Source organism: Paraburkholderia sp. (genome assembly GCF_024281035.1).
Lineage (GTDB): Bacteria > Pseudomonadota > Gammaproteobacteria > Burkholderiales > Burkholderiaceae > Paraburkholderia.
Genome location: NZ_JAMXLH010000012.1, coordinates 17,554 through 42,405, shown reverse-complemented (window position 1 = coordinate 42,405; position 24,852 = coordinate 17,554). Strand labels below are relative to the sequence as shown.

The following is a 24,852-nucleotide window of genomic DNA, read 5'->3' as shown; positions in this document are numbered from 1 at the left end:
GACGAAGCGCACATATCAAACGTCGATACCCAGCGCAACGATGCGCCGATAAAGCGTCGCGCGCGCCATGCCGATCTGCGCGGCGGCTTTCGCCACGTGACCGTCCGCCGTACGCAACGCGTCGATCAGAAAGCGACGTTCGAAATCGCGCATCGCGTGTTCATACTGCTGCACGCCGCCGCATTCCGGCGACGCGCCACGCTGTGTATCGTGCGGTTCCGCCGCAACACCGCGCGTCCCGTCTTCGGCCCGATTACCGCGCCCGTCGCCAATGAAGCGCGCGAGCGAACGTGCGTCGATCCGCGCGTTCTCCGATAGCAGTACTGCGCGCTCGAGCGTATTGCGCAGCTCGCGCACGTTACCGGGCCAGCCATACGCGCACAGCACCGCGAGCGCATCGCGGTCGAGTTCGAGATGCACGGCTCCGCTTTCCACGGAAAGCTTGTCGAGGATCGCCCACGCGATCGCCTCGACGTCGGCAAGGCGCTCGCGCAGCGGCGGCACGCGAATCGTCAGTACGTTGATCCGATAGTAGAGATCCGCGCGAAATTTTCCTTGCGCCACCAGCGCGGGCAAATCCGCCGATGTCGCCGCGATAATGCGCACGTCGGTGCGCACGATGCGATTCGACCCGAGCGGCTCGAATTCCTGCTCCTGCAAGACGCGCAGCAATTTGCCCTGTAAAGCAAGAGGCATGTCGCCAATTTCGTCGAGAAACAGCGTACCGCCCTGCGCCAGCTCGAACTTGCCGATGCGCCCCTTGCGGTCCGCACCCGTGTACGCGCCGGCTTCAGCGCCGAAGAATTCCAGTTCCAGCAGCGTGTCGGGAATCGCGGCCACGTTCACCGTGACGAGCGGGCCATCCGCGCGTCCGGACGCGCCGTGAATGGCGTGGGCGAGCAGTTCCTTGCCCGTGCCCGTTTCCCCAAGCAGGAGCACCGGCGACGCAAGACGCGCGGCCCGGCGCGCCTGGCGCTTGACTTCGAGACTGGCGGCGCTGGTGCCGATCAGATTGGAAAAGCTGTATTTCGCACGACGCACCTGCGCGAGCGACTGGCGCGTGCTGATCAGTTCGGCACGCAGCCGCGCATATTGGCTAAAGAGCGGCGACAGCCCCTTGAGTTCGTTGAACAGCACGAAGCCAACCGCGCCGATCGTTTCACCGTTGTCGTCCTTGATCGGCAGGCGCGTGACAACGATCGGATCGCGATTGGTTTCGAGTATGTCGAGGAGAATCGGCTCGCCGCCCTTCACGACGTCTCGCATCAAGGTGTTCGGAATCACGCTTTCGCAATCGAGGCCAATCACTGCCTCCGGGTCGTCGAATCCGAATCGCGCCGCGTAGTCCTTGTTGATCCACACCACGCGCGCATCGCGGTCGACGATAACGGTGCCTTCGCTGAACTTGTCGAGCGATCGAAAGAGCGATTGCATCGCCAGTTTGCGCACGTGGTCGTAGTCGGCCAGCAGCGCGGTCGTTTTTATTTCCATTTGGTTCTTTTCAGCTGTCGTCGCTCACGGGTATGGCGCATTCAGGCGCATGGATTCTCGTTTTCGGGACCGATTATCCCAGAAGTGAGATTGCTCAGCAGCCTTGATCGTGCTGGTTTTTATGCGCCGGCTTGCGGAAAACGGCATGTTTTATCTCCTGGACCGTCCCAGTTCCGAGACGTGTGTTGACACAACCATCCTGGCATCGGGCACGCACGCCGACGCCGGCTTCCTCCGCGCCTTTTCCCGCAAGGCTCACAGGCCGCTGGCACATATCGTGCGTAATGGTGCGTTCGCGCCGGCTTCGGTGCGCAGTACAAGCAACACACGTGCACGAATAACTAAACGGAGACAAGATGTCCTTTGTGATCGTGATCGCCGCTTTGGCGTTCCTGATGCTCGTGGCCTATCGCGGCTACAGCGTCATTCTTTTCGCCCCCATTGCCGCACTCGGCGCTGTCCTGCTGATCGATCCCGCCGCCGTTGCGCCGGTTTTCTCCGGCATTTTCATGGACAGGATGGTGGGCTTCGTGAAGCTCTACTTTCCGGTGTTCCTGCTCGGCGCGGTATTCGGCAAGGTGATCGAGCTTTCCGGCTTCTCCGAAGCCATCGTGGCCGCCGCGATCCGCTACATCGGCCGTTCGCGTGCAAACGCCGTGATCGTCGCCGTGTGCGCGCTGCTCACGTATGGCGGCGTGTCGCTCTTCGTCGTGGTGTTCGCCGTCTATCCGTTTGCCGCCGAACTCTATCGCCAGAGCAACATCCCGAAGCGTCTGATGCCCGGCGCAATCGCGCTCGGCGCGTTTACGTTCACGATGGACTCGCTGCCCGGCACGCCGCAAATCCAGAACATCATTCCCACCACGTTCTTCAAGACCACCGCGTGGGCCGCACCCTGGCTCGGCGTGATCGGCTCGGTCTTCATCATCGTGGTGGGTCTTTCGTACCTCGAATGGCGCCGCCGCAGCGCAATGGCGAAGGGTGAAGGCTACGGCACATCGCTCGTGAACGAGCCGGATCGCGTGGAAACCGGCAATCTGCCGCATCCCGCGTTGGCAATCGCACCGCTCGTACTCGTCGGCGTCGCCAACTTCCTGCTCACGAAGTGGATTCCGCAGTGGTATGGCGACAGCTTCACCGTCGCGCCCGAAGTGCTGCCCGGCATGCATGCGCCCGTGACGGTAAGCGTGAAAAGCGTCGTTGCAATCTGGGCGGTGCAAGGCGCGCTGCTGCTCGGCATTCTCCTCGTCATCGTGACGGCGTTTCAGCGCGTGAGAACGCGCTTCGCGCTCGGCACGAAAGCCGCCGTGGGCGGTGCGCTGCTCGCAACGCTCAACACGGCATCCGAGTATGGCTTCGGCGGTGTGATCTCGGCGCTGCCGGGTTTCATCGTCATCGGCAACGCGCTCAAGGCCATTCCGAATCCCCTCGTGAACGCAGCCGTGTCGGTTTCGGCGCTCGCGGGTATCACCGGCTCTGCGTCGGGCGGCATGAGCATCGCACTCGCCGCCATGTCGGACACGTTCATCAAGACGGCTCAGGTCATGCACATCCCGATGGAAGTTCTCCACCGCGTCGTCGCCATGGCGAGCGGCGGCATGGATACGCTGCCGCACAACGGCGCGGTCATCACGCTGCTCGCCGTCACGGGCCTCACGCACCGGGAGTCGTATCGCGACATTTTCGCGGTGACCATCATCAAGACGCTCGCCGTCTTTGTCGTCATCACCGTGTTCTACCTGACCGGTATCGTCTAACCCGCATTCGCACAGGCTGACTCATGCAACTTCCCCACGCGCTCGCCCTCGCCGGAAAAACGGCCGTCGTCACCGGATCGACCAGCGGCATCGGACTCGGCATCGCGACGGCGCTCGCACGCGCGGGCGCCAATATCGTGCTGAACGGTTTCGGCGACCCGGCGGCTGCACTCGCGCAGATCGAAGCCACCGGCGTGCGCGTCGCGCATCACAATGCGGACATGAGCCGCCCAGAGGATATCGAAGCGCTTGTGATCTTCGCGGTAACCACGTTCGGCAGTCTCGACATCCTCGTCAACAATGCAGGCATTCAATATGTCGAAACGATCGAGCATTTTCCGGTCGAGCGATGGGATCAAATCATCGCGATCAATCTGAGCGCGACATTTCACGCGACGCGCACAGCGCTCCCCCTCATGCGCGACGCAGGCTGGGGACGCGTGATCAATATCGCATCGGTGCATGGACTCGTCGGCTCGGTTGGCAAGTCCGCGTATGTCGCGGCCAAACATGGCGTGATCGGGCTCACCAAGGTCGCCGCGCTGGAGACGGCACGTAGCGGCGTGACGGTCAATGCGATCTGTCCGGGCTGGGTGCTTACGCCGCTGGTTCAGAAACAGATCGACGATCTTGCCCATCGAGAGACGATTTCCACCGAAGACGCCACGCTTAAGCTGCTCGGCGAAAAGCAACCTTCGGCGCGCTTTGCCAGCGTCGAGCAGATTGGCGGCGTGGCGGTATTTCTGTGCTCGGAGGCGGCCAGCGAAATGCGTGGGGCGGAGATCAAGGTGGACGGAGGCTGGTCCGCGCAATAAGTCTCTAACGCTGAGTTCACGCCAGCAACGACTTAACGCGTCAACGTGACAACGCCTCCCGGAGTCGCTTCACCCGTAAGCTCTGGGACGGATACAGTCCTGAGGCAAGCACGGCCTCGATCGTATCGATGCGACTGCGCCAGTACGAAAGCGGAAACGGCGTTCGACCCAATTGCAGTATTCGCGCGATGACGTGTTCGAGGTGTTGAAGGTCTTTTTCGATTTGATGGTAATTCACTTTTTCCCCGGCTTTCTTTGTGCTCGTTATATTTCCCGGCGCATGGAAACGAACAGTGAAGGCGTGTTCTGCGGAACGACTGTGCATATGCAGTAGTTGCCGCACAGGGCTGCTGGCGTGGCAGCACATTCCCCCGTTTGCCTGGATCCGGGAGGCACAGGCATCTTTGCAGGCGATGGCGCACGCGGCAATGAATGGGGCGGTGGCGGAGGTGAAATCTGTCCGTACGTCTCAAATACTTGTTGTGCTGTCTCGTGTTGTCTCGTGCTGTCTCGCGCGCACTTCACACGCGTGCGCGCGAACGATGCTCAACGCATCAGCGCCATCCAGTAACGCCAGTCAGCCGAAACGCCGCTTTCCGTTTGCGCCGATTCGCCGCGCAGCGCCAGCATGCGTACCGCACGTGGCGAAAGGCCGATTGCGCGACGGAATGCGCGCGTGAAGTTTGCGGCGTCGGAAAACCCGTGCGCGGCCGCAATATCCGCAATCGACAGGCCGCGATTCGACGGATCGACCAGTATCTCGCGGCAACGCCGCAAACGCCGTTCGCGCAAGTATGTCGCGAAGCCGCCTTCCTGCTCGAAGAGCCGGTATAGCGTGGCGCGCGACATGCCGAACGCGTTGGCGACCTGCTCGGCACTCAAGTGCGGATCGGTCAGGCGTTTCTCCACGTAACGGCAAATCGACACGAATGCACACTGCTGAACGGCAGGCATGTTTTCCGGACTGATGCTCGAATTGAGCACGGACGCTGCGAGCTGCAACGTTGCCGGCAGGACCGCCCGGGCGTTCGCCGGTGTCATCTCGGGGGCATGCCGGTAAAGCCCGCCCAGATGCTCGCGCAGCAGCGCCACTGTGGGAGAGGCGCCGCGTATCACCCGCATGCTCTGCTGGTCGGGCGCGTTGAGCAACGGTGCGAGCAGACGCCGAGGCACCGCCAGATTGATGAATTCGCCTCGCGTGACTTCGGTGGCAAGCGGCTGGGCGGCATCCACGATGAACATGTCACCCGGCTGCGTGCAGGCCTCCGAGCCCCCGTCACGCGCGCGGCACGCGCCGCCCAGATAGAACTGCAGGACGTATTGGTCGTGACCATCGCGCCCGATCTTCGCGTTCGAGCGATCGTAGCGCTGCGCACCTGTGCGGATCGACCCCAGCACCACCTCGCCAAACAAATAGCCGCTTACCCTGGTGCCGAAACCGGCATCGCTCGACTCGGCGGTTTGCGTGTCGAAAATCACATTGATCGCCTCGCGCCACGCAGAAAACTGCTGGGAACGCGGCAAACCGCTGGTATCGAATTCGGAATGAGGCAGGGCGTTGGGTGTCTGGTTCATGTGTGAGCCTTGTTATTGACATGCATCCCTACGTGCAAACAGGAAACTAACAAAATTTCTGCATTGCGTGAATTCGAGGCGTGGTTATTGTTCGAGCGGTTGTGTTTCCAGACTGTTCATGGACCGGTTGTGAGCGTCCACCGCACGCTATACGTGACGGCTCCGGATGCAGAAGAACCTGCACCTTCGTATCTGGCTCAGCGTGGCAACACGCTTGCTAGGCGACACCCGGAAACCGCAACTGCATTCTGCAGCCAGGCTTGTTGTCCCGGATCTCGATGGCGGCATCGTGGAGCCGCGCAATGGCAGCGACGAGACTGAGACCGAGGCCGTGGCCTGGGACGGAACATTCGTCCGTCCGTCCGCGGTAGAACGTTCGCAGCACCGCGCCGCGTTCGGCCGGTGCGATGCCGGGTCCGGTGTCCGCGACCACGAGTAACGGCTGCCCGGCGTCGATCCGTACGCCCAACGTAACCGCACCACCTTCCGGCGTAAATTTCAGCGCATTATCGACGAGGTTTTCGATCGCACCGAACAGTAGATCGAAGTCCCCGTTCACCTCGACTGACGCGTGAGCATCCAGTGTCAGCGAAAGCTGGCGATGCTCCGCAAGAGGCTCATAGAGTTCGACGACATCGCGCATCACGGCATCGAGAGAAATTTTCCGGAAGCTGGCACGACGACTGCCCGATTCGATTTCCGCAATGCGTAGCAACGCAGTGAAGCGCTGGAGCACGTTGTCCGCCTGCGCCATCGCCTCGTCGATGGCGCGCACATAGGCTTCGGGCGTTTCCGCGCGCCGGCGGGCGCGTTCCAGACCTGCGCGCAGTGAGGTCATCGGCGTGCGCAGATCATGCGCCACGCCCGCGCATACGCCGCGGACTTCCTCGACGAGCCGTTCGATCTCGTCGAGCATCGTGTTGACGATCGCCGCAAGACGGTCGAGATCGTCGTTGGTGCCGCGCTGCGGCAGCCGCCGGTTGAGCTTCCCGGCCATGATTTCACGCGCGGTCTCTCCGATCGCGGCAATCCTGCGGTTAGCGAGGTGGTTGAGCACGGCGCCGCACACAAGTGCCAGCAGGCTTGCCAGCGCCACTCCGGCGCACAGCGTCTTGAGCAGCGTGTGATCGAAGCGGAGCACTTCGTCGATCGAATGCCCGACGACGATACGCAACCCGCTCGTCGTCCGGATGATGATGCCGCGGTAATACGCGGTCTCCATGCGGTTGCCGTCGCGGATCGTCTCCGTGTAGTTGAACGGCTTGCGGTCCTCTTCCGGCGGCAGCGCGGGCACATTGCCCGCGAGCCGCGTGCCGTCCGCCTCGAACACGCCATAGGGGCGCCGGCTGGCGATGTCGCGGTGGCTGAGCGCATCGATGGTGGTGATCGCCTGATCGCGGTCGATCGCATGAAACTCGGCGAACTCGCCGCGCAGGCGCTCGTCGACTTCGTGCAGCAGATAGCTGGCCGTCAGCCAATAGAGGAGCCCGAACAGCACGGCCGCCGAACCGACGAACACCGCCAGCACCCAGCCGACGCTGCCGAACCACGTGCGCACGCGCCCCTTACCCAGTTGCATGGATGATATAGCCCGCGTTGCGCACCGTGACGACCATCGCCGACATCTGCCCGGCAAAGCTGAGCTTGCGGCGCAGATTGCTGATATGCATGTCGATCACGTTCGTCTGCGTGTTGAAGTGATAATTCCAGACCGACTCGAGCAGCATCGCGCGCGTCACCACCTCGCCCGCGTGACGCATCAGGTATTCGAGGAGGCCGTATTCACGCGGCTTCAGTTCGACGACCTGTCCTGCGCGCCGCACGACGCGCGTATGCGTGTCGAGCGTCAGATCGTCGACCCGGAGCACCGACACAGCCGACGTGCCGTTCGCCGTCGCGTACCGGCGCCGCAGGAGCGCGTTCAGCCGCGCCGTGAGCTCGAGCCCGTCGAACGGCTTGACGAGATAATCGTCGCCGCCCGCCCGCAATCCGCGGATACGCTCGTCCACCGCGTCGAGCGCACTGAGGATCAGCACGGGCATCTCTTTGCCGATATTGCGCAGCGTCGCGAGAATCGACAGGCCGTCGATATCGGGCAGCATCCGGTCCAGCACGACGGCATCGAATTCGCCGTTGGTCGCGCGCAGCAGTCCGCGATGCCCGGTCGGAACACATTCGACCTCGAACCCGTAGTCCTCGAGGGCGGCGGTGACTTCCAGCCCGGCACCGGGGTCGTCTTCGACGACCAGCACTTTCGGGCGGCCTGTGGATGGACTGCTCATCGTCGGATTATTGGCGGATTATCAGGCGGATCATTGGCGGATTATTGGCCGTTGCGCGGCGTGAGCGCTGCTGTCGTCCCGGGCGACTGGTCCTGCGCGGTCCACGCCGTATCGGGCAGCACCGGCGTGCCTTCGAGCCTGACTGCCTGCAGCGCATCCGGCGGCAGGCCGAGCGCGGCAAGAATCGACGGCGCGACCTGGGTCGTCGAGACGGGCCACGTGACGCTGCGCCCCGCGTCGGCGAGCCGTGCGTTCGACACGAGCAGCGCGACGTGGGTGTCGTCCTCGTGGAATCCCCCGTGCTCGGCGAGCTTACCGTCGTGCTGCGGCGTAAATATGACGCCGTTGCGCGACACGATCACGATGTCCGGCGTGCGGCTGTCGGCGGTGGGCGCCGGAAACCGCAGCGCCAGTCGCTCGCCGCTGATGATGTCCGCGATGCCAAGCTCGCGGGCGTGCTTGCGCAGCGCGGCGGCGATGGGCCGTGCGGCGGACGGATCGCGCAGCCATACAAGCGCGCCGTGATCGGTCGTCAACTGCGCGAGCGCGCCGGGCGCCGCCGTATCGATCACACGGGCGAGCCTCGCCTCGTCTACCTTGTCGAGTCGCGCACGGTCGATCGGCCCGTTGCCGTGCTTTGCCGTCACGATCACGAGCGTGTCGTCGCTCAGGTGCCGCCGTTCAAGCTCATTCACGAATGTGCGCAGTTGCGTGTCGACATGCGCGATCGCACCTTCGAGACCGGGTGTGAGCGCACCGTTGTCGTCGCGATAGCCGTAGATCTTCTGCGCGACATTGACCGACTGCAGGTTCAGGCCGAACACGTTCGGCACGGTTGCCGATGCTTTGCCGTCGTGGCTCAGACCATCGATTTCGTTGACGATCGCGCGCGCCTTCATGTCGTCGTAAGCCTCGGTGCGCGCGAGCGAACCGGTGATCTCACTGACCTTTGTGTCGATGAGCCCCTCGTAGTTCGCACCGATCTCCGGCAGGAACAGATCGTCGACGCCGTGCCCGGATGGACCTGCGACCAGTTCGTAGGTCGGATGCTTGTCGATCCACGCGGTGTAACCGCCTGCGTCGCGCACGGCCTCGAACACGGTGTTCACGCGCAGGAACGCGTGCGGGTAGACGGGCGCGCAAGCGTGCCGCGGATCACGCGGAAGCCTGGCCGGATCGATCATCTCGTGGCCGTGGCCGTCGTCCTTGTCCAGCGATTCGTCGTAGCGCACGCGTGTGCCCGTGTGGCTGCAGTCGCTGCCCGGAGGCGAAAGCGCGCGGTCATACGAATCGTCGTAGTACACGCCGGTGGCCGCGGGCGTGCCGCCGGTCACGAGTGCAAGCAGCCCTGGGAACGAGTCGGCCGGTACGACGGCGCTCGCGTTCGTGTAGTTGACGCCATGCGCCGCGAGCTGTGCCAGCGCGCTGTCCGGATGCGCGGAGACGAAGTGTGCAAGGTCGCTCGCATGCAGTCCGTCGACGCTCACCAGCAGCACGTGGTGAACGTTCGCCCCGGCAGGCAGCGATGCAGCCGCTTCGGCGTGGCCCGCTACGAGGGCGCCAAGCGTGGCGAGGATCGGTAGAAAACGGCTCATTCTTGTTCGGAAAGACTGAAGTTGACCCATAGTTGTTCGGTGAGTGTTTTGCCTGCGAAGCCGGCTTCCGGCTTCGGATAGTTAGCGTCGTGCACGGCGGCGAGTGCTGCGCGATCGAGCATCGCAACACCGCTGGACACGACGACCCTGGCGCCGGACACGGCGCCATCGCGATACTGGAACTCGACACGCGTGCGCCCTGCCATGCCTGCCATGCGGGCCGATTCCGGGTAATGCAGTGCGGCCTGGATCGCGTCGCGTAGCGCGCTTTCGAAGGTCGGACTGGCCCGCGAAGGTGCCGGTGGCGCCGGCGGCGCGACGGGCGCGCGCGGCTGCGCCGCTTCGGGCGGCACGGCTGCGGCCACCGGCGCGGGTGCCGGCGACGGTGCGGGCTGCGGGACAGGGACGGCGCGCGGCGGCACGGCATGCTCGACGTGATGCACCGGCCGAACCGCATGAGGCCGCGGCGGCTGCACCACCGGACGGGGCGGTTGCGGCCTGGGCACCGGCGGTGCGGGCTTCGGTGCGGGCGTGCTCGTCAGAGACAGCATGGTCGGCGGACGTTCGCGCGGCGGCTCGGCACTCTTGTGCCTGAGGATCGACCAGGCGAGCGCGAGTATCGCCATTTCGACGACCAGCGCGACAGCCGCCGATGCGGGCAGACGATGCTTCCCGGGCGCGACGCGTGCGATGGGCATGGTAGTCATGTCACTTCGCCGCGGGCTGGGCAGCGAGGGCGACCTGAGTGACACCGGCGGCACGACACGCATCCATCGTGCTGACGAGGTACTGCAGGCGCGCCGCACCCGCACCGGCGATCGTCACCGCGGTATGCGCCGGATCGCCCTGCCCAGCGAGCAGGGCCGTGAGCTGTGCGGGCGCGAGCGTGCGGCCGTCGACCGACAGCGTGCCGTCGTCCGCGAGCGTCACCGTGACTTTCGTCGGCGGCAGCGTCTGCGCGGTCGAGCTCGATGGCAATCGGGTCGCGAGGCCCGCGTTCGGAATCATGTGCAGCGTGATCATGATGAAGAACACCAGCAGAAAAAACATGATGTCGATCATCGGGATGATCTCGATGCGAGCCTTGCGCGCTTCGAAATACTTCATCGTCACGCCCCCTGCGCGGCAAGCTTCGCCGCGACTTCACGCAGATGCTCGCGCGTCTCGGCACGCGCTTCGGGGACGACGCCGACCATGCGGTTGACGAGCGACACCTTCAGCGTTTCGAGCTGGTGCACCACGATCCGGACGCGGTTGTGCAGGCCGTTGAAGAACACGAGGCCGAGCATCGCGACGAAGAGACCCGATGCGGTCGCAACGAGCGCTTCGGCGACGCCGCCCGTCACCTGCGTGGGCGCATTGCCGGGATTGGACAACACCTGGAACGCGTGGAACATGCCGACGATCGTGCCGAACAGACCGAGCAGCGGCGCGAGCGTCACGATGGTGTCGAGCACCCACAAGAAACGGTCGACGCGCGGCGCTTCGCGCATGATCGTCTCGTCGAGCGAGGCCGAAAGCGTGTCGCGGCCTCGCTCACCGCCGATCCGTGCTGCTACCGACAGGATCCGGGCTACCGGCAGATCGCGGTAGCGGCCCGCCAGTTCCGAAAGCCCTGCCGGATCGACATGACCGAGCCTGTCGACGTGGTGGAGAACCGCATGACAGCTCGCAGCGACACGCTGCAAAAACCAGGTGCGCTCGACGATCAGCGTCAGCGCGACGAACAGCATGGCCGCGATGACGTACAACACGCCGCCCGAATCGCTCGCGAGTTGCAACAGAGTGTCGGTAGTCATTAAAGAAAGCTCCAGTCGAAAGTTAGAAGTCGGTGGACAGGGTCGCGATAACCGCACGGCCAGGAATGGTCCAGTAGAGCGGCGTGTTGTCCTGCGCCGTATAGCCCGCGAGGCCGTTGATGCTGTTGCGGTTGAAGAGGTTGTCGATTTCGAGTCCGATGCGCGTATTGCGCATCCAGGTCGTCGGCGACTTGATCGTGTACGCGGCGGCGAGGTTCGTGACCATGTAACCGCCGATCGGCTGCGAGTCGCCGGTATCGCCGAACTGATGGCCGACGTACTTGCCGATCAGCGAGCCATGCAGCGGTCCGCGGTCGTAGATCACGCCGAGCGCGGCGGTCTGTTGCGGCGCGTTCGGCATCCAGTCGCCGGTGCTCTTCTGCCTGGCCGAGTTGAACGTCAGGTTGCCGTACAGGCTGAAGCCGTAGCCCGCATAGAACGTCGCCTCGGTTTCGATACCCTTGTAGACGGCACCACCCGCGTTCGCGAAGAACACATTGCCGCCGATCGTCGTGCTCGTCACGGCGTTGTGGAAGTTGATGTAGTAGAGATCGAGGGCCAGCGTCAGGCGGTTCGTCTTGTAGGTCGTGCCGATCTGGTAGTTGTCCGTCTGCTCGGGCGCGGGCTGGCCGGACTGTGCCGGATTCGGGACGTAGAAAACGTTCAGGTTCGGCGCAAGGAAGCCCTGCGCGTATTGCGCGTAGGCGCTCCAGTTTCCATTGATCTGCTTATGCAGCGTCACCGACGGCAACGCCTTTGTCCACGTATGGCTGAAATTCAGCGGCAAGCCCGATTTCTGATTCTCCGGCGTATTCAGATTGCGGGTGAACGACACGAACTTGATGCCCGGTGTCAGCGTTAATCCATACGGCAGCTTCCACGCGTACTGAATATACGGCTGGGCCGTGAGCAGCGTGTCGTGCATCGTGAAGTTCAGCTGCTGGAGCGCGAAATTCAACGTTGCATCGACGTTCATGTTGTCGCGGAAATTCGTCTGGTATCCCACCCAGGCGCCGAGCTGCAACCTGCCCGGACCGAGTTCCCGCTGCGCGTCGAATATGTCGCCCACCGCGCGATAGTTGTTGGCCATCTGCGTGGCGGGCACGTTGTTCGCGCCGAACACGGTCCCGTTGGGCGTCTCGCCGTTGGGGTCCATGCCGTTGAAGCCGTCGTGGTAGTAACCGTACGTGTACAGCTTGTTGTCGAGCTTCCAGCCGCCCAGCACGGTTTGCAACCCGATGTATTCGAAGTCGGTGTTGATGCGGTCGAAGTTGTAGCCCGAGAAAGCCTGGCTCGCCGGATCGTTGTTCAGCGCGAAGTTCGGGCCGAACTGGCGGATCTGGGCCGCTGTCGCGCCGAGCGACGTATTCTGGAAAATACGGTTGTAGTTGGCGTACAGCGTGAGTACGGTGTTGTCGCCGATCGGCTTGTCGAGCTTGAAGTAGAAGTTGTCGCGCCGCTGGCTGACGTCGTTCAGATAGCCGTCGCTGCTCGAATGGTCGTAGCCGACCACGGCGCGCGCGTCGCCCCATTGCTGCAGGTCGCCGGTATTGAATTGCGCGCCTGTGAGCCAGGTGTTCCAGCTGCCATACGAACCGAGCACGGTGAACGCAGGCGTGAGCGACGGTTCGATCGACGTGAGCGCCACGGTGCCGCCGAACGTCGCAAAGCCGATTTGCGAAGCGTCGCCGGGACCGCGATCGACGGCGATGCTGCCGAGATTGCGCGAGGTGAAGAACGACGTCGAGTGATGCGTGAAGTCGTTCGAATCGCCGAACGGAATACCGTCGAACGTCACGTTGTACTGGCCGTCCTGGAACCCGCGGATCGACAGGCTCTGCGTTTCCATGAGGCCGGGACCGTTCGGCGTGACACCCGAAACGCTCGGCGCGATCTGCAGGATGTCACTGTAGTTTGCCGTCGGCGCCGTGCTGTTCTGGATGTAATTCCGGTTGATGATCGACTTCGGCTCGGATGCACTGAGCGAACCTTGCGTAGGTGCCTGTGCCGGTGCGGACTGGGGATTGGACGATACGCCGGTGTCGCTCACGGTCGAAGCGGACGTGGCCGTACTCTGAACGGAACCGAGATCGCCGGTCGATTGTGCGAATGCAAGAGGCGCGCTCGTCGTGCAAAGCGAAGCCAGAATGAGTTGTACAAGCGGCTTTCTGCGGAGCCGCGTCTGAACTTGTGCCATCCGTACGTATCCTTTATTTCGATTGATTTAATGCTGGAGAAACGGCGCAATCGTACGCATACGGAGTTAATCGGACGTGATGGGCATCTTACGAATTTAAAGTGCAGGAACGGGTATGTGACGTGTGGCCGGGCAGGTGAAAGGCGGGCTTCGAGCCACGGCGCTCGTTGCGTGCGCACAAAAGGAAGGGATTGTGACGAGGATGTGTTTCAGTTCGAAGAAACACCCCCTGTTCCCCCGCGCCTATTGCCCCCATAGCCGCCAGTGCCATGTCCATATCGCACAATTACGATATATACTTCGCACAGTTACGATGCAAAACCGTATGAAGAAACCCGCTACTGCTCTCGCCGAAGTCGATATCGACGCCATCCACAAAGCGCTCGCCAACCCCGTGCGGCGCGAAATCCTTGCATGGCTGCGAGAACCCGAAACGTACTTCGCCGATCAGGAACTGATGCTCGAACACGGCGTGTGCGCAGGCAGGATCGACGCGCGCTGCGGCCTGTCGCAATCGACCGTTTCCGCTCATCTGGCCGCGCTGCAGAAAGCCGGCCTCGTGACGACGAAGCGCGTCGGTCAGTGGGTTTTCTTCAAACGCAACGAGCCGGTCATCGAGGCGTTCCTCGCCCATATGAACGCGCAGTTGTAATGGTTCGCGTCGTCCGTTCATCGCTTTTACAGCTTCAACGCAGCGGACACGGCCCGCAAAAGGTGACCACCCCATGACAACACTGTTCGACCCCATCCAGATCGGCGATCTCACGCTGCCCAACCGCATCGTCATGGCGCCGCTCACGCGTCAGCGCGCGGGCGAGGCACGCGTACCCAACGCGCTGATGGCGAAGTACTACGCCGAGCGCGCCTCCGCAGGCCTCATCATCAGCGAGGCGACCTCGGTGACGCCCCGCGGCGTCGGCTATGCCGAAACGCCTGGCATCTGGTCGCAGGAGCAGGTTGAAGGCTGGAAGCTCGTGACCGAAGCCGTGCACGCCGCCGGCGGCCTTATCTTCATGCAGCTCTGGCACGTGGGCCGCATTTCCGACCCCGTCTTCCTCGACGGCGAACTGCCGGTTGCGCCGAGCGCCATCGCCGCGAAGGGCCATGTGAGCCACCTGCGTCCGCAGCGCGAATACGTCACGCCCCGCGCGCTCGCAACCGATGAAATTCCGGGCATCGTCGCCGCGTACCATCAGGGCGCGGTTTACGCGAAGGCTGCGGGCTTCGACGGCGTCGAAGTGCACGCCGCCAACGGCTATCTGATCGACCAGTTCCTGCAGGACAGCACGAACCATCGCACCGACGCGTACGGCGGTCCGATCGAAAACCGCGCGCGTCTGCTGCTCGAAGTCACCGATGCGTGCATCGACGTCTGGGGCGCCAATCGCGTGGGCGTGCACCTCGCGCCGCGCGGCGACGCGCACACGATGGGCGACTCGAACCCGGCCGCGACTTTCGGCTATGTCGCGCGCGAACTCGGCAAGCGCAAGATTGCATTCATCTTCGCGCGCGAATCGGTTGGCGATAACCGCCTCGGCCCGCAACTGAAGGCCGAATTCGGCGGCCCGTTCATCGCAAACGAGAAGCTCACGCTCGAATCGGCGCAAGCGGTGCTCGCGAACGGCGAAGCCGACGCAGTGGCATGGGGCCAGCTCTTCATTGCGAACCCGGATCTGCCGCGCCGCTTCGCGCTGAACGCGTCGCTCAACGAACCGAACCCGTCCACCTACTACGCGCGCGGCGAGACCGGCTACACCGACTATCCGGCGCTCGACAAGGTCGCCTGATTTAAAGGGCGCACTACCGGGTGCGCGCGCGCCCCGTGTAAACCGAGGGCGGCCGCTGCGATGACATCGTGCATCGCAGCGGCCGCCCTTTTTGCTTTTCCCGTTTCTGTTTCCGTGGTTTTCTTCAGCTTGATTCGTAATTCGAATATTGCAATGCCGCAGCCGAATGTCTTACCAAAGCGTTTTGCCGAATCAACTGCGCACACCTCAAAGCAAGCGTCGAGCGTGCCCTTGGTACGGTCTCCGATAGGTTGATTCAATTGGCATCTATCGCGAGTCTGCTCTCTAATTCGAAGTTCGTTGGTCCGTATCAATCCGTTTCCTGGCTCGCTGACTGGAGACCTCTCATGCGTCATGCCGACGTTGCGCAGATCGTGCACACCATTGCAGCCGAGACCAACACACCCGAGGAAACTGTCGCGCGCATGTACGCGGACACCCTCGACAGTTATCGCGCCGATGCGCGCATCGAGGACTACCTGCCGCTCTTCGCCGAACGCAAAGTGAGAGCGACGCTACGCGACAGTAAATCCAGCCGGCACTAAAGCCCGGCTTTCTTTCGCTGCCGCAGATGTCTTCACGCGGGCCGAAACGCCCGCGCGGGCGGGCGCATGCCGCGCCGTTATCTTCACTGTTATCGTGCAGCCGAAATCAATCTTTACTTAAATCCCGTGCTCTTAAGGTTCGTTTAATTCTTTGCTGCAACCATACGTGGACTTACCCCTGTTCGGCCGCCGGAGCATCGGCGGCGTTTTTTTGGGTACCGCGCCACGAGGCAGTCTGCCGGCGCCCTACGCCAGGCGACGAAAAGAACCAAGGAGCCACGACATGGTTGAAGACGACGTGCTGATGCACCTGCAAACCCTGTTGGACGACGGTGCGCCCTCGAATGTCGCAACCTGCCGCGTCTCGGCTCCGCTCCAGCAGCCGTGGGGCCGCCCGTGCGTGCTGGTCGAATGGACGACGCCGCTGGACGACGGGGCACGCCGCCAGGTCGTCCCGGCCGAAACCACCGCACTCGACATCGCCCGCCTCGTCGCCGCGCACGTGCCCGGCCGACGCATCATGCTCAACGGCGAGCCCATCGAGGCCGAGCGCGGGCGCGCTCGCAGCCGCAATCGCACCACGCGCGCTACGGCGGGTGCACGCGCGGCGCGCTAAAGCCGCAATCCCGCATCCGCACGCGAGTCTCGCACCCTGTTTTGCACCTTGTCGTGCACCCTGCTCGCACCTTGTAGTGCGCCCTGTCTCGCCCCCTCCAAGGCAAGCCGCCGCTATTTCTCTCGACGATGAACGCTGCTGCTCCGTGCGTGCGCCGAGCAGCAGCAATGCGCAGCCGCGTACATCAAGCGTTAGTCGATGTCTCCGGGGCCGGCAGTTGCGGCCCGGCATCGGCGGCCCGGGCGTCGATCAGCCGTTCCTGCGCCGCGTTCGCTTCACGTTTCGTCAGTGTGCCTTCCACCGTCGCGCCGCTTTCCATCTGCAATTGCAGATACTGGATATTGCCGGTCACGCGCGCATTCGCTTTTAGCTCGATGAAGTGATCGGCAATCACGTCCCCGACGATTCGTCCGTTCACCACAATGTCGTAACCGTGCACGTTGCCCTCGATGGTGCCGCAGTCGCTCAGCACGAGCAGCGTCTTCACGCCCTGCTTGCCGACGACGTCGCCGTGAACCTGCCCGTCGAGCCGCAGCCCGTCGGCAAATTCGACATCGCCCGTGATGCGCACGTCCTGCGCGATCAGCGTCGCGAGTTGGGTCTGCTCGATGCCCGCCTGAAGCCTTTTCTTGCCGAACATGGGTAACACCTCGTTGATGTCAATCGTCTGGATGAGTAGTCGTCGCGCAACCCATGTCAGCGCGCGGCGCGACTGTGGCTGCGCAGGAACATCAGGTCGGCCTGCAGCTTCGCGATATCGGCCTGCGCCGAATCCGCCGACTTTTGCAGCGCGGCACTGACTGCGCGCGCCTGTTCCAGCTTGAGTTGCATATCGGCCAGTTCGGCGTGCAGCGCGTCGGGCGACGCGCCCGGACTATGCTCGGGTGCGTCCTGCCCGAGCGCCCACACTGCCGCACCCGCACCCGCCGCCGCCGCAGCAACGGTCCACACCAGCGCCACGCTCCAGCACGCGAGCCGCGAGCGCACGGGCTGCAACGTGTAGGCGCGCGTCGTGCGCGCACGGTCGCGCGGGAAGCCACGGCGCTTATTCACGGTGCTCATTTACGTCGCTCATTCACGGTGCTCATTTACGTTGATCAGCCACGCCAGTCCGCGTCGAGCCGCGCGAAATAGTCGGCCGGGTTGACCGGCTCGCCGCCCACGAGCACCTCGTAGTGAAGATGCGGCCCGGTCGATCGCCCAGTCGAGCCCACATTCGCGATGTGATCGAGCGGCATCACGAGTTGCCCGGCCCGGACCGCGATCTTCGACGCGTGCCCATAGCGCGTCACGAATCCGTTGCCGTGATCGATCTCGACCGTGTTGCCGTAGCCCGGCTTGCGCCCCGCGTGGACGACGCGGCCACCGGCCGCGGCAAGGATCCGCGTGCCGGGGGGCGCTACCAGGTCGACGCCGGAATGAAAGCTGAATCGCCGGGTGAATGGGTCGATCCGGTTGCCGAAGCTCGAGCTGAGGCGCCCGCTTTCGACCGGCGCGCGGCTCGGGAACGCGCTGCGCGCCGCCTCGTACTGCGCAACCGTATGTTCGAGCGCCGAAAGCGTCTGAATCATGCAGTCGATCTCGCTCTGCGTCCCGCGCTCACCCGGCTGCGTCGCAGGCGCCTTGATGCAGGGCCGCGGCGGGAGCGCCGGACCGCCCTCGTCACCCTCGCCGCCGCGGGCCCGGCGCGCGGACACCATCACCGGCGCTTTGCGGCGCGCAGGCTGCGCGCGCAGCCGCTGGTCGAACTGGCGCAGTTCTGCAATCTGGGCCGCGAGCCGTTCGATGCGCGGATCGAGCAACGCAAGCGATGCATGCATCTGCCCCAGTTCCCGTACGACGTGGCGCTGGTGGTGTTCAAGCGGCGCGGTGCTGCCGATGTCGTCTGCCGCCACCGCCTCCGCGCCGCCGAAGTAATGCCCGATCGCAATACCGCCCGCCAGCGCGATGCCTCCCGCCGCAAGCGACCACGCGACGACTGCGCGGCGAGCAGTCCGATGCGGGATGAGTCGCGTACCGCTGCTCGCCAGATCGGCAGCGGAATCCGCCCAGCGCGTTTTCATGGCCGGCTCCGGCGGCGTAGTGCCGCGCACGTCAGCAGGCAAAACGGGCGAGCCAGGCGCAATGGTGAGCGAGACTGGAAGCCAGGCGTGGAGCAAAGCGGGAAGCCAGGCGGGGAATGAAGGTCTGAGATCAACTTGGTGGCGGCGGGAAACGACTGGCCGTAGGGAGCATGAAATGCGCATTATCGGTGCCGTTTCCAAACGTCCATCCCAATAACCGTGACGACCTCCTCGTCGTGCGGCATTCCGCCATCTAGATCGATTTCGCCACGCCGGGCGAAAACCGCTTGACTTCTACTGTCGCCAGACTAATATACGCACCGCGTACATTAACCCCCTACTCACAGGTGCCTGCATGAGCGTTCCGCAACAAGCCTTCCTCCGCGACGCCATGCGGCGTCTGAACATGACGCGCGACGCTTTCGCGAGCCGCATCGGCGTGTCGCGCCGGGCGCTCGACACATGGCTCCTGCCGGAAGAGTCGCAGGAATCGCGCGCGATGCCCGAGATCGTCGAGCGCTTTGTCTCCGAGATCGTCGGCAGTCCCGAGCCGCGCGAAGGCTATACGCAAAGCGTAGACACCCAGTCGCTCGCCAGCCAGTTCCATGTCGAAGGCAAGCCGCAACTGCTGTCCGTCGACCAGTTCTCGCGCGATTCCGTCGAAGCGCTCTTTCGCGTGGCGGACATCATGCAGCCCATCGCGCGCCGCCGGAAAATCTCGCGCGTGCTGGAAGGCGCGGTGCTCGGCAACCTCTTTTTCGAAGCCAGCACGCGTACGCGCGTGAGCTTCGGCGCCGCATTCTGCCGCCTCGGCGGTTCGGTGTGCGATACGACCGGCTTCACGTTCTCGTCGATGGCGAAGGGCGAATCGATCTACGACACGAGCCGCGTCATGGCGGGCTATGTCGACGCGATGGTGATCCGCCACCCGGAGCAAGGCTCCGTGGCCGAATTCGCGCGCGCCGTGAATATCCCCGTGATCAACGGCGGCGACGGTCCCGGCGAGCATCCGAGCCAGGCGCTCCTCGACCTCTACACGATCCAGCGTGAATTCTCGCGCCTCGGCAAGATCGTTGACGGCGCACACATCGCGCTCGTCGGCGACCTCAAGTACGGCCGCACGGTGCACTCGCTCGTGAAGCTGCTCGCGCTCTATCGCGGCATCAAATTCACGCTCGTCTCGCCGCCGATGCTCGAAATGCCCGCGTACATCCTCGACAAGATTTCGCGCAACGGCCACGTCATCGAGCAGACCAACGACCTCACGTCCGGCCTGCGCGGCGCGGATGTCGTGTACGCGACGCGCATCCAGAAGGAGCGCTTCACCGACGAGTCGTTCGAAGGCTACACGCCCGACTTCCAGATCAACCAGGCGCTCGTGGATAGCGTCTGCGGCCCGGACACGCTGATCATGCACCCGCTGCCGCGCGACAGCCGCCCGGGCGCGAACGATCTGTCGACGGACCTGAACCACGACTCGCGCCTCGCGATCTTCCGCCAGACCGACAACGGCATTCCCGTGCGCATGGCGATCTTTGCGGTGCTGCTGGGTGTAGATACGCTCGTCCAGCACTCGATGCGCGACGCCGCATGGCACCCGCCCGTCTATCTCGGTCCGGACGACGCCGTATTCCACGGCATCGACTGAAATCCGAAACTGGATGACTTCACAACAAAACCGGGAAGCACGATGCTTCCCGGTTTTGTTTTTTCGGTCTGCTTTGGCCGAACGAATAAATCTGTTGTCCTGATGTTTTGCGGCGGTATGAGCCTGAACGGCATCCGCCGCAATCTGCCGGCCGCAGTCCGCCGGTCGCGGTCGGCCAGGCGGTGCCGTCGCTGCGCACGACGGCCTGACCCGCCGCGCAGGCCGCTCGCAGGGCTTGCCACGCGCGCGGTTGCGCCGCAAAATCGACGCTTCCTCCTCTCACGCGCGGTACGCTCCATGGGCTATGCATCGCTTGCCACCGGCGTGCTGCTCGCCGCCGGCACCGGATCGCGCTTCGATCCCGAAGGTCTGCGCAACAAACTCCTCGCCCCGCTTCCCGAAGGCCGGTGCGTCGCACACGTTGCCGCGCACCGGCTGCTGCGCGTCGTCCCGAAGGTGATCGCCGTCGTGCGGCCCGGCGCGGAAGCGCTCGCGCACGTGCTCAACGATGCGGGCTGCGATGTGGTGTTTGCCGCGAATGCGGCGAGCGGGATGGGCGCGAGCCTGGCAGCGGGCGTTGGCGCCGCGCGAGAGGCCGAAAGCTGGATCGTCGCGCTTGCCGACATGCCGCGCATCGCCGTAGCGAGCATCGCAGCCGTGGCGCGCGCCATCGACGAAGGCGCGTCGCTCGCCGCGCCGTTCTACAAGGGGCAGCGTGGGCACCCGGTGGGTTTCGGCTTCGAGCATCGCGACGCGCTGCTCGCGCTGGATGGCGATACCGGCGCACGCGCGCTGCTGGCTGCGCACGCGCTCACGCGCATCGACGTCGACGACCCTGGCATCCTGCGCGATATCGACACGCCGGCCGACCTGAGCGGCATGTAATCACGGCCGCTGCGCCGCTTACGGCCGGTCGAGCGCCGCGCTATCGGCGGGCGCGCTATCGGCGGATGCGCTATCGGCGGATGCGCTATCGGCTGATGCGGGTGGCTGCGCCGATGCGACCTGTTCCTGCTGCACGTGCGCTGCCTGCTGTACGTGCGCTGCAGGCGAATCGGTGTGGTTGAACATCGTCGGCACGCCGATCAATCCTGCTACGAAAACCACCGCAATCACCGCCACACCCATCACCGCACTCCAAGCCGACAAGCCGGGACGCCGCTGCGGCATCCCCATTCCGGGAAAGGTTGAAGTGTACGGTCGGGCCCGGCATTCTGAAACGCCGGTAACACACAAACAGCTTTGCCGCGACTGAAACAATCGCCGCCATGCGCACCTGGAAACACAGGAATTGCGCTCGAACGACAGATAATCGACGCGCAATCAACACACCATCGGCGCATATTCGGCAGTGCTCCAAAAGCGCCATCGAAACTCCGCACGGCGCGCGGCTTTCGCCTACGCTATAGATTGAACGTCCGCTCCGCCGCCCCGTGCGGACAATGCCACAGCGCAAAAGGTACCCGCGATGATCTGCTCGCATACGAATCCGCTGCCCGAACCGATCGCCGATCCAACGCGCGATCCCGAGCGCGACCCGCTCACGCCGCCGCCGCATGGCCATCACGGCGAGGAGCCGCAACGTCCCGATGGGCCGCCGAGCAAGGATCCGGTTTAAGCCACCCCGTCCGACACGCGCGGTCAGCCAACGCGTGACGCACGCTTGCGTCGAAAGCCGCCCGGAAACGCCCGTTGCCGGGCGCGCGCATGTCACCCTTTGTCGAAATGCGGAATCGTTCCGCAGAAAGCGCGCGTGACGGCAGAAGGAACGCCCGCAGCACGACCGCAAATTCGACCTTACCCGGCAAACTCGCCCTGCCGCGCAAAGACTTTGTTTAATCGGAATGAGCGGAGCAATCTGTCGATTGCGCAGGATTGCAGATTTAATTCAGCCTCGGAATGAAGCGGCAAGATCAAGCCGCAAACCATGGCGGAAGCGATGCCCGCCCGCCGTGGAGCGCGTGAATCGGGGCGCGACAGGGCGCCGCAGTTTAACCCGGCACTGTCAATGGGTGAACATCAATGACTTATGCGCTTTAACGTTTGACCAAGGGTTTTCACCAGGTCAGAAGCGCCCCTCACGCGCCGTTAATCTGAAAAGCCGTATGGCCATACCGGCTGCGCAGCCACGCAGCCACAAGCGCACCTGGAACGACCACGCAAACGATGACCCTCAACCGAAAACTTCGCTCGATGATCGCGATCCTCTGGATCGGGCTGTTCCTGATCGTCGCATTTGGAACATGGCAAACCCGCGACTCGATGATCCGCGAGCGTAAAGCGCAGTTACAAACGCTCGTCGACGAAGCGATGAGCGTCGCCAACTATTACTACGGGCTCTCGCAACAGAACCAGATGCCTGAAGCCGATGCGCAAAAACAGGCGCTCAAGGTGATCGGCTCGATCCGCTATGGCGCAGACGGCTATCTGAGCATCAACAATTCGCAGTCCGTGATGTTGATGCATCCGATCAAGCCCGAACTGGACGGCAAGAATCTCACCGACTTCGCCGACCCGGCCGGCAAGCACCTGTTCGTCGCGCTATCGACGGCGGCCAATCAGTCCGGCGGCGGATTCGTCGATTATCTTTGGGCGAAGCCCGGCCATTCGGAACCCGTGCCGAAGACGAGCTACAGCAACCGGTTTGCACCGTGGGACTGGTGCATCGTCACCGGCATGTACATGGATGACGTGCGCGCCGCGTTCCTCGCGAGCCTCGGCATCTGGCTCGCGGTCACGTTCGTGCTGGGCGGGATATCGACCGCGGTGATGGTGCTCGTCGTGCGTAGCGTGCGTTCGAGCATTGGCGGCGAACTCGAAGTGGCCGTCGATGCGGCGAACCGGATCGCCCACAGGGATCTCACGGGCCGCCTGGAACCGCAGGGCCACAACTCGAACAGCCTGATGAACGCGCTCGCGAAGATGCAGACGGAACTCGTGCAGACCGTCTCGCGCGTGCACGGCGGCGCGGAGAACATCAACGTCGGCGCGAACGAGATTGCAGCGGGCAACACCGATCTCTCGCAGCGCACCGAGCAACAGGCTGCGGCGCTCGTTGAGACCGCATCGAGCATGGACCAGATGACGAGCAACGTGCGGCAGAACGCGGATAGCGCCGAGCATGCGGCACAACTCGCCAGCCAGGCTGCGAGCGTCGCGACGCGCGGCAGCGAAGTGGTCGAGAACGTGGTTCGCACGATGGGCGAAATCACGACCAGCTCGCGCCAGATCGGCGACATCATCGGCGTGATCGACGGCATCGCGTTCCAGACCAATATCCTTGCGCTCAACGCGGCTGTCGAGGCGGCGCGCGCGGGCGAACAGGGCCGCGGCTTCGCGGTCGTGGCCGCGGAAGTGCGCAGTCTCGCGCAGCGCTCGGCGACGGCGGCCAAGGAGATCAAACTCCTGATCGAGAAGTCGACCGGCACTGTCGCGGAAGGCGCGCAGCTCGTCTCGGATGCGGGCACAACGATGGCCGAGATCGTGCAATCGGTACGGCGCGTCCACGATATCCTCTCGGAAATCAGCCACGCCTCGCGCGAGCAGAGCGCGGGCATCGAGCAGGTGAACCGCGCCGTGGGCGAGATGGATCAGGTGACGCAGCAGAACGCCGCGCTCGTCGAAGAGGCCGCTGCGGCTGCGCACTCGCTCAAGGATCAGGTCACGATGATGCGTGAAGCAATTTCGAGCTTCCGGTTGCCCGTAGTTGCATAACAGTCGCGTAACGTGCGCGAGCGGGAGATGAACCTCTAACGGCGCGCGTACGCCGGATCATCTCCCGCCAGCAGCAATTTGTCTGAACTGCGCCGCGCTGCGCACATTTTCACGGTGTATCCTTGGCGTTCATCCATTACGACGCGTTGCGCGCGCATCGATTCTCATGAACTTCCTGCCTCAACTTGCTGCCATCGCCGGTGTCATGCTGCTCGCCTGCGCGAGCCCCGGCCCCGATATGCTCGCCGTCACGTCGCACGCGTTCGCACGCCGCCGTGCGGGTCTGTTCGCCGCTGCGGGCATCGCGACATCGCACGCGCTCTGGGCAACGCTCGCGGTTTTCGGCCTCGGGCTGATTCTCACGCAACTCGCCTGGCTTTATGAAGGCATCCGCATCGCGGGCGCGGTCTATCTACTGTATCTGGGCGCGAAGACGCTGATGAGCCTGCGCAAATCGTCGGGTGCCGTGGCGACGCCCGACGCCGCGAAATCGACGGGCAGCGCGCATTCGTATCGCCGCGGGCTGCTGGTGGGTCTCACGAACCCGAAGGCCGCCGCATTCTTCGGCAGCCTGTTCGTGACGCTGCTGCCTGCCCATGCACCGGCGTGGGTGCATGGCGCGACGATTGCGACCGTCGCTTCCGTGTCGATCTGCTGGTTCACCGCGATGGCGCTGCTCTTTTCGACCCGCAGCGTGCAACGCGGTTACCAGAAGCTGCGCCGCCCGGTCGATGCCGTGATGGGCAGCGTGCTCATCTCACTCGGCGCGCGGCTCGCTCTCGATCATTGAGTGCACGCGGCTCATCGTTGCGGTGAGCCGCCCGGATTGAATCGCGGCGCGCGCTCTGTGCGCCCGCGACGCGCTACGCGGTGGCATCCCCGCATTGGGCGTATCCTCGCTCTTGTCTCTGCCGGACCTGCAACGGGCGCTTTGAGACAATTCCGGCCGCTCCACGGCAAGTAGCGCC

Annotated in this window: 24 protein-coding genes and 1 pseudogene; 11 read left to right on the top strand and 14 right to left on the bottom strand. The window is 63.9% G+C overall.

Annotated features, from left to right (window positions below; genetic code table 11):
* Window positions 1–15 precede the first annotated feature (15 nt).
* On the bottom strand, window positions 16–1,491 hold the full coding sequence (locus tag Q0L30_RS02590; RefSeq protein WP_296650764.1) for a sigma 54-interacting transcriptional regulator: 1,476 nt from the start codon (window positions 1,489–1,491) through the stop codon (window positions 16–18).
* A 356-nt stretch (window positions 1,492–1,847) separates the two neighbouring features.
* Between Q0L30_RS02590 and Q0L30_RS02585 the strand changes: the two genes are divergently transcribed.
* Together Q0L30_RS02585 and Q0L30_RS02580 are read left to right on the top strand one after the other, a co-directional pair.
* Complete coding sequence (locus tag Q0L30_RS02585; RefSeq protein WP_296650762.1) at window positions 1,848–3,248, top strand: GntP family permease; 1,401 nt, start codon at window positions 1,848–1,850, stop codon at window positions 3,246–3,248.
* Between the two features lie 23 nt (window positions 3,249–3,271).
* The gene (locus Q0L30_RS02580; protein ID WP_296650760.1) at window positions 3,272–4,063 is read left to right on the top strand and encodes a 3-hydroxybutyrate dehydrogenase; all 792 of its coding nucleotides are present in this window, start codon (window positions 3,272–3,274) and stop codon (window positions 4,061–4,063) included.
* A gap of 546 nt (window positions 4,064–4,609) precedes the next feature.
* Here the strand turns inward: Q0L30_RS02580 and Q0L30_RS02570 are convergent.
* From Q0L30_RS02570 to Q0L30_RS02535, 8 genes are all read right to left on the bottom strand, one after another.
* The gene (locus Q0L30_RS02570) at window positions 4,610–5,638 is read right to left on the bottom strand and encodes a helix-turn-helix domain-containing protein (protein ID WP_296650759.1); all 1,029 of its coding nucleotides are present in this window, start codon (window positions 5,636–5,638) and stop codon (window positions 4,610–4,612) included.
* Between the two features lie 217 nt (window positions 5,639–5,855).
* Window positions 5,856–7,217, bottom strand: a complete 1,362-nt coding sequence (locus tag Q0L30_RS02565) for a HAMP domain-containing sensor histidine kinase (RefSeq protein ID WP_296650757.1) — start codon at window positions 7,215–7,217, stop codon at window positions 5,856–5,858.
* Window positions 7,204–7,920: a response regulator transcription factor gene (locus tag Q0L30_RS02560; RefSeq protein ID WP_296650755.1), complete on the bottom strand. Its 717-nt coding sequence runs from the start codon at window positions 7,918–7,920 to the stop codon at window positions 7,204–7,206. The genes Q0L30_RS02565 and Q0L30_RS02560 overlap by 14 nt, the downstream gene beginning before the upstream one ends.
* Before the next feature lie 41 nt (window positions 7,921–7,961).
* On the bottom strand, window positions 7,962–9,515 hold the full coding sequence (locus tag Q0L30_RS02555; RefSeq protein WP_296650753.1) for an alkaline phosphatase family protein: 1,554 nt from the start codon (window positions 9,513–9,515) through the stop codon (window positions 7,962–7,964).
* Window positions 9,512–10,222, bottom strand: a complete 711-nt coding sequence (locus tag Q0L30_RS02550; RefSeq protein WP_296650752.1) for an energy transducer TonB — start codon at window positions 10,220–10,222, stop codon at window positions 9,512–9,514. The genes Q0L30_RS02555 and Q0L30_RS02550 overlap by 4 nt, the downstream gene beginning before the upstream one ends.
* Before the next feature lies 1 nt (window position 10,223).
* Window positions 10,224–10,622: a biopolymer transporter ExbD gene (locus Q0L30_RS02545; protein WP_296650750.1), complete on the bottom strand. Its 399-nt coding sequence runs from the start codon at window positions 10,620–10,622 to the stop codon at window positions 10,224–10,226.
* A gap of 2 nt (window positions 10,623–10,624) precedes the next feature.
* Window positions 10,625–11,314 carry a MotA/TolQ/ExbB proton channel family protein gene (locus Q0L30_RS02540; RefSeq protein WP_296650748.1) on the bottom strand — a complete coding sequence of 230 codons (690 nt, stop codon included), beginning with the start codon at window positions 11,312–11,314 and terminating at the stop codon, window positions 10,625–10,627.
* A 22-nt stretch (window positions 11,315–11,336) separates the two neighbouring features.
* Complete coding sequence (locus Q0L30_RS02535; protein ID WP_296650746.1) at window positions 11,337–13,511, bottom strand: TonB-dependent receptor; 2,175 nt, start codon at window positions 13,509–13,511, stop codon at window positions 11,337–11,339.
* A gap of 325 nt (window positions 13,512–13,836) precedes the next feature.
* On the opposite strand from Q0L30_RS02535, the gene Q0L30_RS02530 reads away from it, so the two are divergent.
* Window positions 13,837–14,163, top strand: coding sequence for a helix-turn-helix transcriptional regulator (locus Q0L30_RS02530; RefSeq protein ID WP_296650743.1), 327 nt, complete (start codon window positions 13,837–13,839; stop codon window positions 14,161–14,163).
* A gap of 73 nt (window positions 14,164–14,236) precedes the next feature.
* Complete coding sequence (locus Q0L30_RS02525; protein ID WP_293038499.1) at window positions 14,237–15,298, top strand: alkene reductase; 1,062 nt, start codon at window positions 14,237–14,239, stop codon at window positions 15,296–15,298.
* Here the strand turns inward: Q0L30_RS02525 and Q0L30_RS02520 are convergent.
* A complete protein-coding gene (locus tag Q0L30_RS02520) occupies window positions 15,271–15,558 on the bottom strand; it encodes a hypothetical protein (RefSeq protein ID WP_296650737.1) in 288 nt (95 codons plus the stop codon). The genes Q0L30_RS02525 and Q0L30_RS02520 overlap by 28 nt on opposite strands.
* A gap of 87 nt (window positions 15,559–15,645) precedes the next feature.
* Here Q0L30_RS02520 and Q0L30_RS02515 point away from each other — a divergent pair, with 87 nt between their 5' ends.
* Both Q0L30_RS02515 and Q0L30_RS02510 read left to right on the top strand, forming a co-directional pair.
* Window positions 15,646–15,843 carry a DUF3562 domain-containing protein gene (locus Q0L30_RS02515; RefSeq protein ID WP_296650735.1) on the top strand — a complete coding sequence of 66 codons (198 nt, stop codon included), beginning with the start codon at window positions 15,646–15,648 and terminating at the stop codon, window positions 15,841–15,843.
* A gap of 283 nt (window positions 15,844–16,126) precedes the next feature.
* Window positions 16,127–16,357 (top strand): annotated as a pseudogene (locus Q0L30_RS02510) (DUF2866 domain-containing protein); the annotation flags it as partial.
* A gap of 286 nt (window positions 16,358–16,643) precedes the next feature.
* Here the strand turns inward: Q0L30_RS02510 and Q0L30_RS02505 are convergent.
* From Q0L30_RS02505 to Q0L30_RS02495, 3 genes are read right to left on the bottom strand one after another with little or no spacing between them, the layout of a single operon-like run.
* Window positions 16,644–17,099, bottom strand: a complete 456-nt coding sequence (locus Q0L30_RS02505; RefSeq protein ID WP_296650732.1) for a polymer-forming cytoskeletal protein — start codon at window positions 17,097–17,099, stop codon at window positions 16,644–16,646.
* Between the two features lie 56 nt (window positions 17,100–17,155).
* Window positions 17,156–17,521, bottom strand: coding sequence for a hypothetical protein (locus Q0L30_RS02500; protein WP_296650730.1), 366 nt, complete (start codon window positions 17,519–17,521; stop codon window positions 17,156–17,158).
* Window positions 17,522–17,556: 35 nt separating this feature from the next.
* Window positions 17,557–18,522 (bottom strand): M23 family metallopeptidase, encoded by a 966-nt coding sequence (locus Q0L30_RS02495; RefSeq protein ID WP_296650728.1) that lies wholly within the window; start codon window positions 18,520–18,522, stop codon window positions 17,557–17,559.
* Window positions 18,523–18,877: 355 nt separating this feature from the next.
* On the opposite strand from Q0L30_RS02495, the gene Q0L30_RS02490 reads away from it, so the two are divergent.
* Both Q0L30_RS02490 and Q0L30_RS02485 read left to right on the top strand, forming a co-directional pair.
* The gene (locus Q0L30_RS02490; RefSeq protein WP_296650726.1) at window positions 18,878–20,170 is read left to right on the top strand and encodes an aspartate carbamoyltransferase; all 1,293 of its coding nucleotides are present in this window, start codon (window positions 18,878–18,880) and stop codon (window positions 20,168–20,170) included.
* A gap of 297 nt (window positions 20,171–20,467) precedes the next feature.
* Window positions 20,468–21,055: a nucleotidyltransferase family protein gene (locus Q0L30_RS02485; RefSeq protein ID WP_296650723.1), complete on the top strand. Its 588-nt coding sequence runs from the start codon at window positions 20,468–20,470 to the stop codon at window positions 21,053–21,055.
* A gap of 18 nt (window positions 21,056–21,073) precedes the next feature.
* Here Q0L30_RS02485 and Q0L30_RS02480 read toward each other — a convergent pair whose 3' ends face one another.
* A complete protein-coding gene (locus Q0L30_RS02480; RefSeq protein WP_296650719.1) occupies window positions 21,074–21,493 on the bottom strand; it encodes a hypothetical protein in 420 nt (139 codons plus the stop codon).
* Between the two features lie 145 nt (window positions 21,494–21,638).
* Here Q0L30_RS02480 and Q0L30_RS02475 point away from each other — a divergent pair, with 145 nt between their 5' ends.
* The 3 genes from Q0L30_RS02475 (at window position 21,639) to Q0L30_RS02465 (ending at window position 24,674) form a co-directional block, all read left to right on the top strand.
* A complete protein-coding gene (locus tag Q0L30_RS02475; protein ID WP_293033878.1) occupies window positions 21,639–21,788 on the top strand; it encodes a hypothetical protein in 150 nt (49 codons plus the stop codon).
* A 548-nt stretch (window positions 21,789–22,336) separates the two neighbouring features.
* Window positions 22,337–23,884 (top strand): methyl-accepting chemotaxis protein, encoded by a 1,548-nt coding sequence (locus tag Q0L30_RS02470; RefSeq protein ID WP_296650716.1) that lies wholly within the window; start codon window positions 22,337–22,339, stop codon window positions 23,882–23,884.
* Window positions 23,885–24,050: 166 nt separating this feature from the next.
* Window positions 24,051–24,674, top strand: coding sequence for a LysE family transporter (locus Q0L30_RS02465; protein WP_296650714.1), 624 nt, complete (start codon window positions 24,051–24,053; stop codon window positions 24,672–24,674).
* Window positions 24,675–24,852: the final 178 nt, after the last annotated feature.

Coding starts and splice junctions, on each gene's coding strand:
- Q0L30_RS02590 (WP_296650764.1), bottom strand. CDS start 1,491: ATGGAAATAAAAACGACCGCGCTGCTGGCCGACTACGACCACGTGCGC.
- Q0L30_RS02525 (WP_293038499.1), top strand. CDS start 14,237: ATGACAACACTGTTCGACCCCATCCAGATCGGCGATCTCACGCTGCCC.
- Q0L30_RS02560 (WP_296650755.1), bottom strand. CDS start 7,920: ATGAGCAGTCCATCCACAGGCCGCCCGAAAGTGCTGGTCGTCGAAGAC.
- Q0L30_RS02565 (WP_296650757.1), bottom strand. CDS start 7,217: ATGCAACTGGGTAAGGGGCGCGTGCGCACGTGGTTCGGCAGCGTCGGC.
- Q0L30_RS02465 (WP_296650714.1), top strand. CDS start 24,051: ATGAACTTCCTGCCTCAACTTGCTGCCATCGCCGGTGTCATGCTGCTC.
- Q0L30_RS02475 (WP_293033878.1), top strand. CDS start 21,639: ATGATCTGCTCGCATACGAATCCGCTGCCCGAACCGATCGCCGATCCA.
- Q0L30_RS02580 (WP_296650760.1), top strand. CDS start 3,272: ATGCAACTTCCCCACGCGCTCGCCCTCGCCGGAAAAACGGCCGTCGTC.
- Q0L30_RS02515 (WP_296650735.1), top strand. CDS start 15,646: ATGCGTCATGCCGACGTTGCGCAGATCGTGCACACCATTGCAGCCGAG.
- Q0L30_RS02500 (WP_296650730.1), bottom strand. CDS start 17,521: ATGAGCACCGTGAATAAGCGCCGTGGCTTCCCGCGCGACCGTGCGCGC.
- Q0L30_RS02490 (WP_296650726.1), top strand. CDS start 18,878: ATGAGCGTTCCGCAACAAGCCTTCCTCCGCGACGCCATGCGGCGTCTG.
- Q0L30_RS02495 (WP_296650728.1), bottom strand. CDS start 18,522: ATGAAAACGCGCTGGGCGGATTCCGCTGCCGATCTGGCGAGCAGCGGT.
- Q0L30_RS02540 (WP_296650748.1), bottom strand. CDS start 11,314: ATGACTACCGACACTCTGTTGCAACTCGCGAGCGATTCGGGCGGCGTG.
- Q0L30_RS02470 (WP_296650716.1), top strand. CDS start 22,337: ATGACCCTCAACCGAAAACTTCGCTCGATGATCGCGATCCTCTGGATC.
- Q0L30_RS02535 (WP_296650746.1), bottom strand. CDS start 13,511: ATGGCACAAGTTCAGACGCGGCTCCGCAGAAAGCCGCTTGTACAACTC.
- Q0L30_RS02545 (WP_296650750.1), bottom strand. CDS start 10,622: ATGAAGTATTTCGAAGCGCGCAAGGCTCGCATCGAGATCATCCCGATG.
- Q0L30_RS02505 (WP_296650732.1), bottom strand. CDS start 17,099: ATGTTCGGCAAGAAAAGGCTTCAGGCGGGCATCGAGCAGACCCAACTC.
- Q0L30_RS02550 (WP_296650752.1), bottom strand. CDS start 10,222: ATGACTACCATGCCCATCGCACGCGTCGCGCCCGGGAAGCATCGTCTG.
- Q0L30_RS02555 (WP_296650753.1), bottom strand. CDS start 9,515: ATGAGCCGTTTTCTACCGATCCTCGCCACGCTTGGCGCCCTCGTAGCG.
- Q0L30_RS02570 (WP_296650759.1), bottom strand. CDS start 5,638: ATGAACCAGACACCCAACGCCCTGCCTCATTCCGAATTCGATACCAGC.
- Q0L30_RS02530 (WP_296650743.1), top strand. CDS start 13,837: ATGAAGAAACCCGCTACTGCTCTCGCCGAAGTCGATATCGACGCCATC.
- Q0L30_RS02485 (WP_296650723.1), top strand. CDS start 20,468: ATGGGCTATGCATCGCTTGCCACCGGCGTGCTGCTCGCCGCCGGCACC.
- Q0L30_RS02585 (WP_296650762.1), top strand. CDS start 1,848: ATGTCCTTTGTGATCGTGATCGCCGCTTTGGCGTTCCTGATGCTCGTG.